The organism is Geobacillus sp. DSP4a (assembly GCF_013096875.1).
GTDB classification, from domain to species: Bacteria; Bacillota; Bacilli; order Bacillales; family Anoxybacillaceae; genus Geobacillus; species Geobacillus thermophilus.
Window position 1 is genome coordinate 54,134 of the sequence record NZ_SDLD01000005.1, and the last position, 16,082, is coordinate 70,215.

The following is a 16,082-nucleotide window of genomic DNA, read 5'->3' on the forward strand; positions in this document are numbered from 1 at the left end:
TTACTTCACTTCCTCTTTCTTTTTGCTGTAGTCGCGTTTGCGCGGCTTAATCAACGAGACATCGACATCTTCGTAATGGAACGCCGGACCGTCTGGCGTATAGCGGGCCATCGTCGTTTTCAGCCATTCTTCGTCATTGCGCTCCGGAAACTCCGGCTTGTAGTGCGCCCCGCGGCTTTCGTTGCGATGGTACGCGCCGAGCGTAATGACGCGGGCAAGCTGGAGCATGTTGTACAGCTGGCGGATAAACGTCGCCCCTTGGTTGCTCCATCTCGACGTATCGGTGACGCTGATGTTTTTATACCGCTCCATCAGCTCTTGAATTTTCTCATCGGTCTTCAGCAGCCGGTCGTTGTAGCGGACGATCGTCACGTTTGCCGTCATCCATTCACCGAGCTCTTTATGCAGCACGTAGGCGTTTTCCGTGCCGTCCATCGCCAAAATGTTTTCCCATTTTTCCTGCTCTTGTTTGACATAACGGTCGTACAGCGTCGACGGCATCGCATCGGCCGATTTCTCGAGGCCGCGGATGTAGCGGACTGCATTCGGGCCGGCGACCATTCCACCGTAAATCGCCGACAGAAGCGAGTTTGCCCCGAGACGGTTGGCGCCATGAATGGAATAATCGCACTCACCGGCGGCAAACAGCCCTTTGATGTTCGTCATTTGGTCATAGTCGACCCATAAGCCGCCCATCGAATAGTGAACGGCCGGAAATACTTTCATCGGCACTTTGCGTGGGTCTTCGCCCATGAACTTCTCATAAATTTCGATAATGCCGCCGAGCTTGATATCGAGCTCTTTCGGATCTTTATGGGAAAGATCGAGGTACACCATGTTTTCGCCGTTGATGCCGAGCTTCAAGTCGACGCACACATGGAAAATTTCCCGGGCGGCGATATCGCGCGGCACCAAGTTTCCGTAAGCCGGATATTTTTCCTCAAGGAAATACCATGGTTTTCCATCTTTATACGTCCAGACGCGGCCGCCTTCCCCGCGCGCCGATTCGCTCATCAACCGAAGCTTGTCATCGCCTGGAATCGCGGTCGGATGGATTTGGATAAACTCGCCGTTCGCGTAGTAAACCCCTTGCTGATAGGCGATCGAAGCCGCTGAACCAGTGTTGATGACCGAGTTCGTCGATTTCCCAAAAATGATCCCCGGGCCGCCGGTCGCCAAAATGACGGCATCGGCTGGAAACGCTTTGATTTCCATCGAACGCAAGTCTTGCGCGACAATGCCGCGGCAAATTTGTTCGTCATCCAAAACGATCCCCAAAAATTCCCAATGCTCATATTTCGTCACAAGCCCCGCTACTTCATGGCGGCGCACTTGTTCGTCAAGCGCATACAAAATTTGCTGTCCGGTCGTCGCCCCGGCGTACGCCGTGCGGTGGTGCTGCGTCCCGCCGAAACGGCGGAAATCAAGAAGCCCTTCCGGCGTGCGGTTGAACATGACGCCCATCCGGTCGAGCATGTAAATGATCCCTGGCGCCGCCTCACACATCGCTTTGACCGGAGGCTGGTTCGCCAAGAAGTCGCCGCCGTAGACGGTATCGTCAAAGTGTTCCCACGGCGAATCGCCTTCCCCTTTCGTGTTGACCGCTCCGTTAATGCCGCCTTGGGCACAGACGGAGTGAGAACGCTTTACCGGAACGAGCGAAAACAACTCAACAGGCACTCCTGCTTCGGCGATTTTAATCGTGGCCATCAAACCGGCCAACCCGCCGCCGACAACGATGATTTTTCCTTTTTTCATGGCTACTCACTCCCTAGAAAATTGCTGCTTTTGCTTCAATGTCCCTCGGTTTGCCTCTGTCGATCAAGCGTTCGTTCGACAAACGGCTGCAGCGTGATCCATCAAGAGCCAACGCAGCGGTTCATGTCATCCAACAGCTGAAATCAATTTTTTACGCAAAAGCCAAAATGGCGCGAATGCCGACAATCGAAAGCGCGACAAAGATGATCATCGTAATGTACGTGAACACTTGCTGTGAACGAGGGGATACCGTTAAACCCCAGCTGACGAAGAACGACCATAAACCGTTGGCGAAGTGAAAGACGGTCGACAAAATACCGATAATATAAAACCAAAGCATAAACGGATTATCGACAATATTGGCCATCATATCATAATTCACTTCAGCGCCAAACGCGGCTTTCACCCTTGTTTCATACACGTGCCAGACGACAAAAATCAATGTGATAATGCCCGTAATCCGCTGAAGCATGAACATCCAGTTGCGGAAATAGCCGTACTGGCGCGTGTTGAATTTGGCTGTAAACGCGATGTAAATGCCGTATACCGCGTGGAACAGCAATGGAAGGAAAATAATGAAAATTTCCAAAAAAATACGGAACGGCAAGTTTTCCATAAACGCAGCCGCCCGGTTAAACGCTTCCGGCCCGCGCGTCGCAAAATGGTTGACGACCAAGTGCTGCACTAAAAACACCCCAACGGGGATAACCCCGAGCAGCGAATGGAGCCGGCGATAATAAAACTCGCGATTCCCTGCCATTATGTAAACCCCCTTTAACGTAAGTAAAAATAAATTCCCCTCGTTACAGGATGGAAATAGAAACGCCTTCCATTTCCATCTTGCATTTGTCACATTCATTGTACTCCCACATTGTACAAGCGTCAAGAAAACATTGTCACAAAGTGTTCAAACATTCTCCGTTCACGTTTTTTGCAAGAAAGAGAGTGCATGCCGGCGGCTGTTTGGCTATAATGGGAAAATGGATAGAAAGAGGGGAACATGATGAGACAGCCATCATTGGAAAAACAGTACGAAACATTTCGATCAATTACCCAATCGGCGTTTGGCGCTGAGCTACTCCGCCATTCGCTTCTTCCCGAGCTGCTCGGCAAAAACGCCCCGTCCCTTTTATACTGGGCGGGCAGACATCTGGCGCGTCGCTATCCGCTTCGCGACTTGGAACAAATCGCCGCTTTTTTTGAGGAGGCCGGCTGGGGAACGCTGACGGCCGGCGAAGAACGGAACGACGAGCTGCCCATCGAGCTGTCCGGCTCTATCATCGCCGCTCGCTTTTCCTTGTACGGCAGCTGCTCGTTTCAGCTCGAAGCCGGATTTCTTGCCGAACAGATTGAGCAGCAAAAACGTCTTGTCACCGAAGCGGTTGAACTGCCGGCCAAGCGAGCCGGCCAGGCGCGCATTTTAGTCAAATGGGACCGGAAGCAGCCCATCGAGTAACGAAAGGGTGTCCCGGCTCGGCCGGACGCCCTTTCGTTTCCGTTTGCAGTTATTCATGCAGCTTCTCATAAATCTTCTCCGCCACCGCCCGCGGAATGTTCGCCTGTTGCAGCTCTTCCACCGTCGCCTCTTTCATCTTTTTCACCGAGCCGAAATAATTCAAGAGCGCTTTTTTCCGCTTTTTCCCAACACCTGGGATGTCATCAAGCACGGAATGGAACATCGTCTTCTGCCGCGCCTGGCGGTGGAACGTGACCGCAAACCGGTGCACTTCGTCTTGAATGCGCTGCAATAAATAAAACTCTTGGCTTTGCCGGTCAAGCGGCACGACCGTTGGCGGGTCGCCGGCCAAAAGCTCGGATGTGCGGTGTTTTTCGTCTTTCGCCAGCCCGGCCAGCGGCACATCGAGGCCAAGCTCGTTTTCCAATACATCCCGCACCGCCGACAAGTGGCCTTTACCGCCGTCGATGATGATCAAATCGGGAAGCGGCAATCCTTCTTTCAACACGCGCGTATAGCGGCGGCGCACGACTTCGCGCATCGTTTCATAATCGTTCGGTCCCGCCACTGTTTTTACCTTATATTTCCGGTATTCTTTTTTCGCTGGCTTGCCGTCAAGGAACACGACGAGCGCCGAGACCGGATCGGCCCCGTAAATGTTCGAGTTGTCAAACGCCTCGATGCGACGCGGCGCTGGAATGCCGAGGCGCTCTCCGAGACGCTCGATGGCTTTGATCGTCCGTTCTTCGTCCCGCTCGATGAAATAAAATTTTTCTTTCAGAGCAATGGCCGCGTTTTGGCTCGCCAGCTCCACAAGCTCTTTTTTCTTCCCTTTTTTCGGCTGGACGACGGCTACGCCGAGCAATTCACGGGCAAGCTCCCCGTCAATGTCGGACGGGAGGACGACTTCTTTTGGCTTCAAATGATGCGCTTTCGCATAAAACTGACCCAAAAATGTCAGCATTTCCTCATCCGGGTCTTGGTAAAGCGGAAAAATGGACACGTCGCGCTCGATCAGCTTTCCTTGGCGGAGGAAAAACACTTGCACGCACATCCAGCCCTTGTCGTACGCATAGCCGAATACATCGCGGTCGATGAAATCATTGAACATCATTTTTTGCTTTTCCATCGTCATCTCAATCGCCGCGATTTGGTCGCGGTATTCTTTCGCCCGCTCAAATTCGAGCGCTTCCGCCGCCTCGTGCATTTTCTCGGCCAACTCCCGCTTTACGTCTTCATAACCGCCGTTTAAAAAGCGGACGATTTGTTCAACCATCGCCTTATTTTGTTCGTCCGACACCGGGTTGACGCACGGGGCGAGGCATTGGCCCATATGGTAATACAAACAGGCGCGCGAAGGCAGCGTCGAACATTTGCGGAGCGGATACAAACGGTCGAGCAGCTTTTTCGTTTCGTTCGCCGCCTGCACGTTCGGATACGGGCCGAAATATTTGCCGCCGTCTTTTTTCACTTTGCGGGTGATGAGCAAGCGCGGATGTTGTTCCGCGGTGATTTTAATAAACGGGTAGCTTTTATCATCCTTGAGCATGACGTTGTATTTCGGATCATGCTTTTTGATCAAATTCATCTCCAAAATGAGCGCCTCGGCGTTTGACGAGGTGACGATGTATTCGAAATCGGCGATTTCCTCCACAAGCCGCTGCGTTTTGCCATCATGCGTCCCGGTAAAATACGAGCGGACGCGCGCCTTCAACGACTTCGCCTTGCCGACGTAAATGACCGTTCCGTGTTTGTCTTTCATTAAATAGCAGCCCGGCTGTTCCGGGAGCACGGACAGCTTTTCCTTCAGCCGGTCGTTCATGGCCATCCCCTCACTCTCCGTCCACCCATTCATACAGTGTAATCGTTCCATACACCGGGTCGGCAAGCGGACTGGAACGATACGTTTTCACTTTGCGCACATGGCGGGAAATATCGATCCCTTGAGCCTCGAACCCTTGGACAACGTGATTGGTCATATATATCATAGCATGGCGGTAGTTTTCTTTGTCTTGCAAAAAGAAGGAAAAATGGAGCACGTCTTTATGTGGAAAGGGCACGTTCAAATAGTCTAGGACGCGCGTCTCTTCCCACGTATATACCACAAACGGCTGCGGCTTGTCACGCAAATCGTCGGCAAGCTGATACACTGCCGGGGGCGTCTTTGCCTGCTCGTGCAGCAGCCCGATGCCGATTGCAGACTGCAGCAGCACAACCGCCGCTGCCAGCGCTAATCTCCATGCCTTCGGCGCAGCCAAAAAGCGGCCCCACACATAAAACAGCGCAAAATGAACCAACGGAAGAAGGTGGCGCGGCTTGTCAATATTTTGTCCAAACAGCGCCCAGACAGCATACAGCAACGCGGAAACGACAAGCGCACGCGGCAGCTGAAACCGCCCCGTGCGCCAGGCGATGGCACCGATTGCCGCATAGGCGGACAGCAATGAAACGTGCTGGCTGGCGATGCCGGTCCAAACAAAGTTGTGGACGACAAAGCGGTACAATCGCTCAGAAAACGGCAGCGGGCTCGTTGCCGCCGTTCCGCCCCATTCGCTGAAATGACCGGCAACAAACGCCCAACCAAGCTTGAAAAACGGCCAAAGGCCGCCTTCCGTCGCCGCGACCGCCGCCACCCAAACAAATTGAAAGGCGGCCGCCGCCAACAGCAATGCCGCCACGCGGCCGAGGCGGCGGTGCGTTTTCCAGTCTTCATGCCAAAGGATCAACAACGCGGCAGCAAACGGGGCATAAGACAAACGGATGCCCATGAGGATGCTAAACAACGCGGACGGCCAAAGCTGCGCCATCCATGTTGTTCGCCGCCGCGCCCATTCCACCGCCCATATGTACCACCAAAGCACGCCAAGCGCCGCGCCGTCCGACATCGGTCTGGCGGCGGCAAGGAGCACGTAGCTTGAAGAAAGCACCGAAAGCGCCGCCCATAGCGCCGCTGAGCGCGGCATATGGCGAGCGAGCAGCCAAACGATGGGAAAGACAGCGGAATACAACACAAGCACGTTCAAAATCGAAAGCGCTTTGGCTGGATTAGCGATTGCGGCATGAACAGCCATCCCTCCCAAAACGAAATATGGATAACCTGGAAAATGCGGCTGCATCGCCAACAAATCATAGCGCTCCAGCGCCCGCGCAAAGTCAACTTCGTCCCACGAGGCCGCGTACGGGCTGGCGTAACGCAGGCCGGCCCCCAACAAAACAGCAGCCAAGCCGATGCTGAAGCCAAGCCAAACGCGGTCAAGAAACGGTCGTTTCATCGCATCCCCCCTAAAGGGCTGGTGATTTAATACAAAATACTGCTATTCCCATCTGTTTCTCAATTAGATAAACCTTGCGAAATCAACCTTCTTTTTTGGGGCGAAATGCCACTGATTTACTGGTGGCCGCGGTTTTTCACCAGCCTTCTAAAGAAAAAGTACAAGGCATCCGCGCCTTGTACCTTACATCACCCGTTTTGTCTGTTCCTCCAATGCCGCCGATGGTTGCTCCTGTTTGCCGCTTTGTTGCCCATGGCGGCTCGTCACGAGCAAGTAAATCACGACAAAATAACCGATATAGGCGATCATTTCCTCGAGCGACGGCATTGATGAATAGCCAAACAACGCTTTTAAAAAGACGCCGACTTCTCCGGAAAAGACAGGGGCGACGCCATGGTCGCGCACGTAATGTTCGTAATCGATCGGATGTTCCGGAAGCAGCCACGTCAAATCGTATACATGCGGCATGACGCTGCCGATGAGGCCGATATCTTGCATCATCGAAATGGCTTGCACGAGCAGTCCAGCGGCAATTAGGACGATAAACGCGCCGGTGACTTTAAAAAACGTCTTCAACGGAATGCGCATCGTCCCTTTAAAGAAGAAGTAGCTGACGAAAGCAGCAATGGCAACCCCAGTTGCCGCTCCCCATCCTTGCATCGCCGCTCCGATGTTGCCGTGCGTAATCGCAGCGAAGAAGAAGACCGTTTCCACTCCTTCACGCAACACGACCAAAAACGAGTGAATGACCATGCCGACGACATTGCCGGCGGTGACAAACTGATCCATTTTCCCTTCCAAGCTTTTTTTCATGTCCCGGCTGTGTTCGGCCATCCAAAACACCATTTGCGTCAACAGCAGCGTGGAAACGACCATGATGCCGATCTTTAAATATATCTCGCTTCCCATTGCCGCAAAACCGGTAAAGACAAGCTGAAACAACATGGCGACACCGACGCTCGCCGCCACAGCGAGAGCGGCGCCAAGCCATACGTATTTCGTGTATTCGCGGTGACCGACCCGTTTCAAATACGAGGTGATGATGCCAACGATCAGCAGCGCTTCCAGTGCTTCGCGAAACGTAATGAGCAGCGCTTGAACTTCCATGCCCCCGCCTCCCCTTCACATGTAAACTAAGCCCGTTTCCGACGTCGCACATAAATCAAGGCAGTGCCAATGATGATCGCAACGATGATAATGAGAGGAATCCAGTTTTTTGGTTTCGACAAATCCGTCCATTCCTTTTTTTTCACTTCATCCGGTTTTTCTGTAGCACTGTCCGAAAAATGGCCAACTTCTAAGCTTTTCAAACCGAATTGTTGTTGCAGCACGGTTAAAATAGTCTCTTTGCTTTTTTTAAACGCATTGATGTCCGATTTTTTCTCGCCGACGCCAAATAACCCCGGGTTGCCAAGCGACTGCAGAGCCTTGTCAAACTCGGTGCGCAGCTGTTTGTCAAGCGCAGGGTCTTTCCCTTGGATGATTGGCGACAGCGCCTCATACGTCGCAAACGCCTTCGCCAACAGCCGCTTGCTCGTGTCGTACTGATCAAAGTTCGCCTCAATATTGTCCAAACGTCGGGCGATATTGAGCACTAAAATTTTTTCCATATCTTTGATCACCGCCTGGCGGTCCTTCGCTTCGATGGCTGCAAGCACGGCCTTGGACGGCTCAGGTCCCATATGCATGTCGATTTCTTCTTTTATGGTTCCGAAAATTTCCTTCGCTGCGGCAAAGTTCGGCGGCTGCTCGTTCAACTTTTCTTTCATCTCTTTATACGCCTCAGCAACCGCTTCTTTGTTCGGATCTCCATACGAATAGGCGAACGCTTTCAGCGGAATGAGATTGAGAATAATGATCACTGCTATGTAAAAAAAGAAACGGGATGTTTTCACGTTTCTGATCCCCCTCCATCAAGATCAATGATAATCATTATCACCATCATTGTCAATATTGGAAAAATGGCCGGCGGCCCAAGGCGGCCGCCTCACGAACAATGGCGCTCCCGCTCCAAAGAAAGCACATGCGCTTTGGGGTCAATGACCGCTTTTGTTACCGGGCGGCGCATTTCCTTCCAGATGGCCGGGATGACCGCGGTCATATAGGCGGTGAACTTGATGAACGAACGGCCGGTCGTCCGCACTTGGTAGCGGATCGGCACTTCCTTTAGTCGAAACCCTTTGCGCACTAAGTTGAGCGTCAACACTTGGGCGTAATTGTAATCGTGGATGATTTCCGCCTCTTCCATCGCTTGGCGGGAAAACGCGCGCATCCCCGACTGCCCGTCATACAACCGCTGGCCGAGCAGGAGCGACTGCAGCCACGTAAAGGCATAGTTGCCGAGGCGGCGGTGCCATTTCATGCCGCGAATCGTGCCAAGAAAGCGCGAGCCGATCGTATAGTCGGCCTCACCGGCGAAAATCGGCGCCAAAAGGTCAGGAATTTGTTCCGGCGGATATTCGTTGTCAGCATCGATCATCACGCCGATATCCGCGCCAAGACGGACACACTCTTCAAGCCCTCGCCGCACCGCCGCCCCGAGGCCGCGGTTTTCCGGCCAGCGGCAAATGTAGTCCGCTCCCGCTTCTTGCGCCGCTTCAGCAGTCCGGTCGGTTGACCCGTCATCAATGACCAAGACGCTGACCTCTACATCGGGATGGAAATGACGCGGAATGCGGCGAATCACTTCCCCAATCGCTTCTTCTTCATTGTGCGCCGGCAAAAAGACGATGACGCGCTGCTTCTTCATCGCTCTCCTCCTTTCTTTCGCATCGCTTCGATCAAAACCGGACCGCGGCTATGGCTCGGATACGGAGCGCCAAGCAAATAGGCGATCGTCGGCGCCAGCGAAACGAGGCTTTTTTTCTCATCGACTCGTTTTCCTGCTTCAATCGCCGGGCCGTATAAAAAAAACGGCACATACCGCTCCCCTTCATCGAGGTGGCCGTGGCCGCCGATGCCATCCGCTTGGCCATGGTCGGCGCAGACAATCAATGTCGCGCGCTCGAGCTCGCCCCGTTCCTCAAGCCAGCCGACAAACTCTGCGATCAACGCGTCGGCTTCTTCAATTTTTTCGATATACTCGTCATACAGCACACCGCGGCTATGGCCGGTCTGATCGGTGGCGATCAACTGTACGACAAGCAAATCCGGGTTTTGTTCCTCGACGATGCGTTTCGCCCGCTCGATGATATAACGGTCGGCGAGGTCGTTCGGCATGACGGCCGTCACCGTTTCGACATCGTCGCCGAACGAATCGACCAAATGAGCGATGCCAAGCAAGCGGCCGGTTTTTCCGATTTTCCGGAGCGAATCGAAAATCGTCTCCACTTTCGCCCCAAGCTTCCATACCATATTGGACCGGATTCCGTGCTCAAACGGATACGTCCCCGTCAGCATCGAGGTGAAGCAAACGACCGTGCGCGCCGGATAGACGGTTTCCATTTGCGCAAATTCCGTCCCTTGAGCGCGCAACCGTTTCAAAAACGGGGCGTTGGCCGCTTCAAACCGGTCTTTGCGCATGCCATCAATCACGATGACATACACTTTGTCACTGATCGGCACGGTTGGACTCGGCACATTGTTCGTATAAGTCGGAATGATCTCCGGCTGCCAGTCGAACAAATTCCGATGCAAAATCCATGAAAACAGCCACACCCCAGCGGCAAACAGCCAAAGCGCCCCGCACAGCGGCGCCAAAGCCGCTCCTTGATCGATCTGCTGCGAAGCGTATTCCCATACGGACAAAAGAAGAAAACATTTTGGCAGCTGCTCTTGGGCGTTGCCGCTCGTCGAATCGCTGTTTTTCAGCACCAGCTTCCAAAAGCGGGTGAAATTCCACCACGACGTGCCGATGCGCAAATGGTAATACAGCGTCCCCCAAAAAAAGACGGTAAAGAAAAAGTAAAGCCCCGACGCCAACAACAACAACGACGCATCAGCGAACGACCAAACGATGAGAAACACGACATAAGGGATCCATAAATAATTGCGCAAAAACAGCGGATAATCATAGACATAGTAGAGGACAAACAGCGGCAGCGCCGCCGCCAGACCAAGCATCCATCCCCATGAGCCGCCCATCCAATCAGCGGCATGGTAGATCGTCATCGTTCCCGCGACAAAAATCGGCGTAAACGGCTTCCCTTCATTCAGCAAATTCCAGCAGCGCGCCGCGATTTTTTCGAATCGTGATGCTTGTTTCATCGCTTCTCCCTTTCCTTTTTCCATACACCCCGCACCATCTGCCAGTCGGACCGCCAAAACCACAATACCGCGGCACCAGCGGCGTAAGAAAACAAAAACTTAAACGCATGGGTCAACACTGCCGCCGCATATGCTTTCTCCCACGGTGCGCCGAGCCGGGTCAACGCAAACGCCATCACCGCCTCGTATGTTCCGATCCCGCCGGGGGCGACTTGGGCGATCTGGCCGGAAACGGTCGCGCTGTTTGCCCACACCGCCTGTCCAAAGGAAAGCGGGATGCCGACCGCTTTCGCGATCACGCCAATGACGGCCGCTTCACACAACCAGCTCGCCGCCACCGCCCCGACCATCGCCGCGCCGCTCCAGCCGTGAAATACGCTCCGCCATCGCCGCCATAACCGATCGAGGCGGAGCGGACGGCGAAACACGATCACGGTCAGCACGAACCCGGCCGCAACGGCCGCTGCCAAGAGAGAAATGCGGGGAATGTAATGCATATACACATACATCCCAATGACAGTCAATCCACCAAGCACCGCCATATCAAGGAGCCGCATCACCGCCACCGATCCAATGGCCTCGCTGGCTGAAACACCGGGCTGGCGGGCAAGCAAAGCCATACGCACAGCATCACCGATTTTCACTGGGGCTAGATGGTTAACAAACAAACTAAGCAGCACGGCACGCCAATAAACAGAGAAGGCGATTGGCTTTCCAACATATCGCTTCCACGCCCACGCCCGCAACCAAAACGACAAGCCATATACGAAAGCAGCGGCAGCCATCTCGATCGGGCGGCTGACTATCCTGGATAGATGATGGAGCATCTGCCGGCCGTCAAAGCAGCGGTATGTCAACCAAGCGGAAAAGAAAAGAAGCGCGAGCCCAGCTGCTTGCAACGCCGCTTTAGCCGCCGGTTTACCGCTCATATTCGCGCGCCCACGCCACCGTGCGGGCGAGCCCTTCGGCAAACGCCACCTTCGGCTTGTAACCAAACGCCCGCTCCGCCTTCGTGATGTCCGCCCATGTCGCTTTCACATCGCCTTTCCGCTCCGGCGCGTGCACGATTTTCAGATCGGGAAAGTGCTTCCGCAACTCAGCGAGCAGCTGCTCCATGGTGACGGGCGCCCCGGCGCCCAAGTTGAACACTTCGCTTCGCCCGCCGCTGCGGTGAAGTGCTGCGATCATGCCCTCCACAATATCATCGATGTACGTATAATCGCGCGCCGTCCCCTTGCCATACACGACAATCTCCTCGCCCGCCAGCAATCGGCGCAAAAACGTGCCGATCGCCATATCCGGACGACCCCACGGCCCGTAAACGGTGAAATAGCGGAAAATCGTCATTTGGTAGCTATACAAATGGGCATAGGCATGACAAAACGATTCCGCTCCGTATTTCGCCGCCGCATACGGCGACACGACGCGGCCGTCAGCCATCTCTTCCCGGAGCGGCACATTGCCTCGGTCGCCGTACACCGATGACGATGAGGCAAACAGCACGTGCGCCGCACCCGCTTCCCCCGCCGCCGCCAACACATTGACCGTCGCTTTGATGTCATAATCGATATACGCGAGCGGCTCCTCGAGGGAATACGGCACGCCCGGCAGCGCCGCCAAATGGTAGACGACATCGGGGCGAAACTCGACCAGCCACCTTTTCGTTCGCTCCCCATCAAGCAAATCCAAGCGGACAAGCGGCACCCGGCCGCCGGTGAGCGTCTGAAACTGCCGCTCTTTCCGTTCAGCAGAATAATATGGATGAAAACAATCCACTGCAGCCACGTCATATCCGAGTCCGCTTAACCGGGCGGCTAGATGACTGCCAATAAATCCGGCTCCTCCGGTCACCACCACTTTCATCGCCTTCACCTCATCATCGAATTCCATTGTCCATTAGCATCTTACCATAAACCGTCGGGGAACGTCGTGGCCAATCGGCAAAAACCAAATGTTTTCATTTCCCGCCTTGGCTCGGTGAGGCAAGCGGCAGCCCAGCCATCGCTGCCTTCGCCCCGGATGGACGCCTGCAAAAAAAGGGCGCCGCGCCGGACACCCTTGCTGATCATTTAGTTCGCTTTCTGGATCACTTGCTGAAGCGCAGCCTCGATTTGCGGCAGCCATTTGTCACCCTCAGCTTTGTTTTTTGCCTTTGCCGCCTCTAGGTAGCGTGTCGCCTGTTCGTTCAAGTCGGTGTATGCTTTGTCGCCAAGCAGCGTTTTGATATCCTGTTCGATCATGTTAATAAAGAGCGCGCCTTCTAAGGCGGTGATCACCGACTTGTCTTGCCCCCAATTTTCTTTGCTTTCTTTATATTCATGAAGCGCCACTTTCGCCCATCCGCGCACGAACGCATGGTTCACCGCTTTCGGATCGAGCGTTTTGACATCGGTTTGCAGGTCAAACTGTTTCAAAATGTAGTCCGCCTCCTCCGCGGCATGCCGTTTCATATACGGATAGACGGACTGATAAAACGCCCAGCCTTCCGCCTGCTCCACTTTGGCTTCTTCGGCGTTTTCCTTGGCCGCAGCCGCCGCCTTCGCCGCATAGCCGTGCGGCAGCGCTCCGCTCGCTAAATAGAATGTTTTCATCAATGTTTTGTCCACGACTTGCTTACCGAGGGCAAATGAGAGCGCATCATCGTTTTGGATCGCTTGCTCCATTTGGGCAAACGCCCCGTTGATCGCGTCAACCAACTTCGTTCCGTAAGCCGCATCGCGCTTTTCCACGGTCGACTGCAAAATCGCGTAAAAGGTTTTGGCTTCCTCAAGCTCTTCCTTTACTTCTTCCTTATTGGCCCAATGTTCTTCTGCTTCGGTAAACTCATGCTTGATCGTCGTGTAAAACACTTTTTGCATCAGCTTGTCAAAAATTTGCTTGACAACCAACGGCTCAAGCGACCCGTCTTTGCCGGCGGCCAGTGCGTTGGTAATATGTTGGTCAAGCGTATCTTCAAATTCCGCGTCACGTTTTTGTACAAGCGGCTGCAACTTTTCTTTGTAGATGCTCTCCACTTTGCCGAAGTCGACCGCCCCGCCTTGCTTCGCCTTCTCAAGCTCCGCGAGCGCTTCGCTGAACGCTCCCGCATAATCGACTTCCGCTTCTTCCTTCTCGTTCTCCGTCTTCTCTTCCTCTTTCGGCTTTTCTTGTTTTTTCACAGCCGTTTGGTTGCTGCTTTCTTTTTCTGTTCCCGCCGTCTGTTTGCTCTGGCCGCACGCGCCAAGCGCCAACGCTGCGGCGGCCAACAAGGCCAGCCACTTCCATTTTAATGACATTATGTATCCCCCCGTTCACACATCCAAAAATGATAATCAATATCAATACAATAAGATTATAAGAGAAAATGAATTTCAAAGTCAATCAAAAATAAAAAAGGATGGATGCTCTTTTGCAGCGCATCCCCCTTTTTTAGAACCGATCACACCTTAATCACATTTGGAAAAAACTCGTGACCCACTACCTCGCCGCGAATGGAAGAAGAAGGAACATCCAATGACAACAACGGGAATAACAATTCCGCCACGCGATACGCCTCTTCCAAATGCGGATAACCTGATAAAATGAAGTAACGGATGCCGAGTTGCTCGTATTCACGGAGACGTTCAGCCACTGTTTCCGGATCACCGACAAGCGCGGTGCCCGCGCCGCCGCGAACGAGCCCAATCCCCGCCCAAAGGTTTGGGCTGATCTCCAACGACTCTTTCCTCCCCCTGTGCAGCTCGCGCATCCGTTGCTGCCCGACAGAGTCATAACGGGAAAACACCCGCTGCGCCTCTTCAATCGTCCGGTCATCTACATACTGAATCAATCGCTCTGCCGCTTCCCACGCTTCTTTTTCTGTTTCGCGAACAATGATGTGGAGACGAATGCCAAATTCGATTTCTCTCCCTTCTTGGCGAGCGAGTTCCCTTACCCGTTCTATTTTTTCTTTCACCTGTCTAGGCGGCTCCCCCCAAGTCAAGTAGACGTCCGCATGGCGGGCGGCAACCTGTTGGCCGGCATCCGACGATCCGCCGAAAAAGAGGCGCGGATACGGTTTTTGCACAGCCGGGAACAACAATTTCGCCCCTTTGACTGACACGTGCTTTCCTGCAAACGTCACTTCTTCTCCTTCCAGCAATCGGCGCCAAATCGTCAAAAACTCGTCCGTCGCTTCATACCGTTCGTCATGCGACAAAAACAGCCCATCCCCCGCCAACTCAACGGAGTCGCCGCCGGTGACGACATTTACAAGCAGCCGGCCATCGGAAATGCGATCGAACGTGGAGGCCATGCGCGCCGCCAATGTTGGCGTCATCAATCCTGGGCGAACAGCGACAAGAAAACGCAATCGCCTCGTTTCCGCTGCCAGCGCTGCCGCCAACAGCCATGGATCTTCGCACGATTTCCCCGTTGGAATGAGCACCCCTTCGTATCCCAATCGATCAGCCGCTTGGGCCACTTGTTTGAAATAGCTGTATTCCGGCGAGCGGCCGCCTTTTGCCGTCCCTAGATACCGTCCGTCGCCATGAGAAGGAATAAACCAAAGGACTTTCATATTGTTTTCCTCCTTTTCTCACCGATGGAAACTGAAGCGATCTCTCTCTCCTCCGGCTTTGTGCCTAAAATGCGACGCAAAATCGTATCCACCAAATCGGCGAACGCCGCATCGCCGCGCTGGCGCGGCCGCGGCAGACGCACAGGCACATCAAGTGTGCACACCCCGTCTTCGATGAGGATTACTCGATCCGCCAGCATCACCGCTTCATCAACATCGTGCGTAACAAGCAAAGCCGTAAACTTCTGTTCAAGCCAAAGCCGTTCAATGAGACGCTGCATGTCAATCCGAGTGAGCGCATCAAGAGCTCCAAGCGGTTCATCGAGCAACAGTAGCTGCGGATGGCTGATGAGGGCGCGGGCAAGGGCCACGCGCTGGCGCTGTCCTCCTGACAGCACGGTCGGCCAATCGTCCGCACGGTCAGCCAGCCCCACTTGCTCGAGCACCTCCAGCGCTTTCGGCTCCCATTCCCCTTTCAATCCGAGCCCGACGTTATCCATGACGCGCCGCCACGGCAGCAAGCGGGCGTCCTGAAACATGACACGTGCCTTCTCATTGAGCCCACGCAGCTCCTCCCCATCCACCAGGATCCGGCCGGACGTCGGCTCCTCCAATCCGGCGGCCAAGCGCAACAGAGTGCTTTTGCCGCATCCGCTGCGGCCAATGATGGCGACAAACTCTCCCCTCTTCACCACCAAATTGACGCGGCGCAACGCGTGTTTGTCCCCAAACTGTTTTCCCACTTGTTCCAAAATCAACTCCGCCCCTCGTCCCGGTCCCATTCATTGATCCTCCTTCCAACATTCGTTTCCAAGCCTTATGGACATTTGTTGAAGCGCTTGACATTGTTTGG

Annotated in this window: 14 protein-coding genes; 1 reads left to right on the forward strand and 13 read right to left on the reverse strand. The window is 54.1% G+C overall.

What is annotated here, in order from left to right; genetic code table 11:
- The gene (sdhA, locus tag ETC02_RS03130) at positions 1 to 1,758 is read right to left on the reverse strand and encodes a succinate dehydrogenase flavoprotein subunit (protein ID WP_033010650.1); all 1,758 of its coding nucleotides are present in this window, start codon (positions 1,756 to 1,758) and stop codon (positions 1 to 3) included.
- 151 nt (positions 1,759 to 1,909) lie between these two features.
- The gene (locus ETC02_RS03135; protein ID WP_050367641.1) at positions 1,910 to 2,518 is read right to left on the reverse strand and encodes a succinate dehydrogenase cytochrome b558 subunit; all 609 of its coding nucleotides are present in this window, start codon (positions 2,516 to 2,518) and stop codon (positions 1,910 to 1,912) included.
- Positions 2,519 to 2,761: 243 nt separating this feature from the next.
- Between ETC02_RS03135 and ETC02_RS03140 the strand changes: the two genes are divergently transcribed.
- Positions 2,762 to 3,214, forward strand: a complete 453-nt coding sequence (locus ETC02_RS03140; RefSeq protein ID WP_050367642.1) for a YslB family protein — start codon at positions 2,762 to 2,764, stop codon at positions 3,212 to 3,214.
- 49 nt (positions 3,215 to 3,263) lie between these two features.
- On the opposite strand, the gene uvrC is transcribed toward ETC02_RS03140, so the two are convergent.
- The 11 genes from uvrC to ETC02_RS03195 form a co-directional block, all read right to left on the reverse strand.
- Positions 3,264 to 5,036 carry an excinuclease ABC subunit UvrC gene (uvrC, locus tag ETC02_RS03145; RefSeq protein WP_050368706.1) on the reverse strand — a complete coding sequence of 591 codons (1,773 nt, stop codon included), beginning with the start codon at positions 5,034 to 5,036 and terminating at the stop codon, positions 3,264 to 3,266.
- Positions 5,037 to 5,046: 10 nt separating this feature from the next.
- On the reverse strand, positions 5,047 to 6,486 hold the full coding sequence (locus ETC02_RS03150) for a hypothetical protein (protein ID WP_050367643.1): 1,440 nt from the start codon (positions 6,484 to 6,486) through the stop codon (positions 5,047 to 5,049).
- Between the two features lie 183 nt (positions 6,487 to 6,669).
- On the reverse strand, positions 6,670 to 7,593 hold the full coding sequence (locus ETC02_RS03155) for an FTR1 family iron permease (protein ID WP_050367644.1): 924 nt from the start codon (positions 7,591 to 7,593) through the stop codon (positions 6,670 to 6,672).
- 26 nt (positions 7,594 to 7,619) lie between these two features.
- Positions 7,620 to 8,381 carry a hypothetical protein gene (locus ETC02_RS03160; RefSeq protein ID WP_050367645.1) on the reverse strand — a complete coding sequence of 254 codons (762 nt, stop codon included), beginning with the start codon at positions 8,379 to 8,381 and terminating at the stop codon, positions 7,620 to 7,622.
- Between the two features lie 92 nt (positions 8,382 to 8,473).
- Positions 8,474 to 9,235 (reverse strand): glycosyltransferase family 2 protein, encoded by a 762-nt coding sequence (locus ETC02_RS03165; protein WP_050367646.1) that lies wholly within the window; start codon positions 9,233 to 9,235, stop codon positions 8,474 to 8,476.
- Complete coding sequence (locus tag ETC02_RS03170) at positions 9,232 to 10,692, reverse strand: alkaline phosphatase family protein (RefSeq protein WP_101878880.1); 1,461 nt, start codon at positions 10,690 to 10,692, stop codon at positions 9,232 to 9,234. The genes ETC02_RS03165 and ETC02_RS03170 overlap by 4 nt, the downstream gene beginning before the upstream one ends.
- Positions 10,689 to 11,621, reverse strand: a complete 933-nt coding sequence (locus tag ETC02_RS03175; protein ID WP_171698041.1) for a lysylphosphatidylglycerol synthase transmembrane domain-containing protein — start codon at positions 11,619 to 11,621, stop codon at positions 10,689 to 10,691. Before ETC02_RS03175 ends, ETC02_RS03170 begins: the two co-directional genes overlap by 4 nt.
- The gene (locus ETC02_RS03180) at positions 11,611 to 12,555 is read right to left on the reverse strand and encodes an NAD-dependent epimerase/dehydratase family protein (RefSeq protein ID WP_033014381.1); all 945 of its coding nucleotides are present in this window, start codon (positions 12,553 to 12,555) and stop codon (positions 11,611 to 11,613) included. The genes ETC02_RS03175 and ETC02_RS03180 overlap by 11 nt, the downstream gene beginning before the upstream one ends.
- 206 nt (positions 12,556 to 12,761) lie before the next feature.
- Positions 12,762 to 13,967, reverse strand: a complete 1,206-nt coding sequence (locus tag ETC02_RS03185; protein WP_171698042.1) for a hypothetical protein — start codon at positions 13,965 to 13,967, stop codon at positions 12,762 to 12,764.
- Between the two features lie 143 nt (positions 13,968 to 14,110).
- Positions 14,111 to 15,229: an FMNH2-dependent alkanesulfonate monooxygenase gene (ssuD, locus tag ETC02_RS03190; protein WP_171698043.1), complete on the reverse strand. Its 1,119-nt coding sequence runs from the start codon at positions 15,227 to 15,229 to the stop codon at positions 14,111 to 14,113.
- Positions 15,226 to 16,011 (reverse strand): ATP-binding cassette domain-containing protein, encoded by a 786-nt coding sequence (locus tag ETC02_RS03195; protein WP_171698044.1) that lies wholly within the window; start codon positions 16,009 to 16,011, stop codon positions 15,226 to 15,228. Before ETC02_RS03195 ends, ssuD begins: the two co-directional genes overlap by 4 nt.
- Positions 16,012 to 16,082 lie beyond the last annotated feature (71 nt).

Excerpts from the sequence above, each read along its gene's own strand:
- ETC02_RS03170 (WP_101878880.1), bottom strand. The coding sequence starts at position 10,692 with ATGAAACAAGCATCACGATTCGAAAAAATCGCGGCGCGCTGCTGGAAT.
- ETC02_RS03185 (WP_171698042.1), bottom strand. The coding sequence starts at position 13,967 with ATGTCATTAAAATGGAAGTGGCTGGCCTTGTTGGCCGCCGCAGCGTTG.
- ssuD (WP_171698043.1), bottom strand. The coding sequence starts at position 15,229 with ATGAAAGTCCTTTGGTTTATTCCTTCTCATGGCGACGGACGGTATCTA.
- ETC02_RS03155 (WP_050367644.1), bottom strand. The coding sequence starts at position 7,593 with ATGGAAGTTCAAGCGCTGCTCATTACGTTTCGCGAAGCACTGGAAGCG.
- ETC02_RS03180 (WP_033014381.1), bottom strand. The coding sequence starts at position 12,555 with ATGAAAGTGGTGGTGACCGGAGGAGCCGGATTTATTGGCAGTCATCTA.
- ETC02_RS03165 (WP_050367646.1), bottom strand. The coding sequence starts at position 9,235 with ATGAAGAAGCAGCGCGTCATCGTCTTTTTGCCGGCGCACAATGAAGAA.
- uvrC (WP_050368706.1), bottom strand. The coding sequence starts at position 5,036 with ATGAACGACCGGCTGAAGGAAAAGCTGTCCGTGCTCCCGGAACAGCCG.
- ETC02_RS03195 (WP_171698044.1), bottom strand. The coding sequence starts at position 16,011 with ATGGGACCGGGACGAGGGGCGGAGTTGATTTTGGAACAAGTGGGAAAA.
- ETC02_RS03175 (WP_171698041.1), bottom strand. The coding sequence starts at position 11,621 with ATGAGCGGTAAACCGGCGGCTAAAGCGGCGTTGCAAGCAGCTGGGCTC.
- sdhA (WP_033010650.1), bottom strand. The coding sequence starts at position 1,758 with ATGAAAAAAGGAAAAATCATCGTTGTCGGCGGCGGGTTGGCCGGTTTG.
- ETC02_RS03140 (WP_050367642.1), top strand. The coding sequence starts at position 2,762 with ATGAGACAGCCATCATTGGAAAAACAGTACGAAACATTTCGATCAATT.
- ETC02_RS03135 (WP_050367641.1), bottom strand. The coding sequence starts at position 2,518 with ATGGCAGGGAATCGCGAGTTTTATTATCGCCGGCTCCATTCGCTGCTC.
- ETC02_RS03150 (WP_050367643.1), bottom strand. The coding sequence starts at position 6,486 with ATGAAACGACCGTTTCTTGACCGCGTTTGGCTTGGCTTCAGCATCGGC.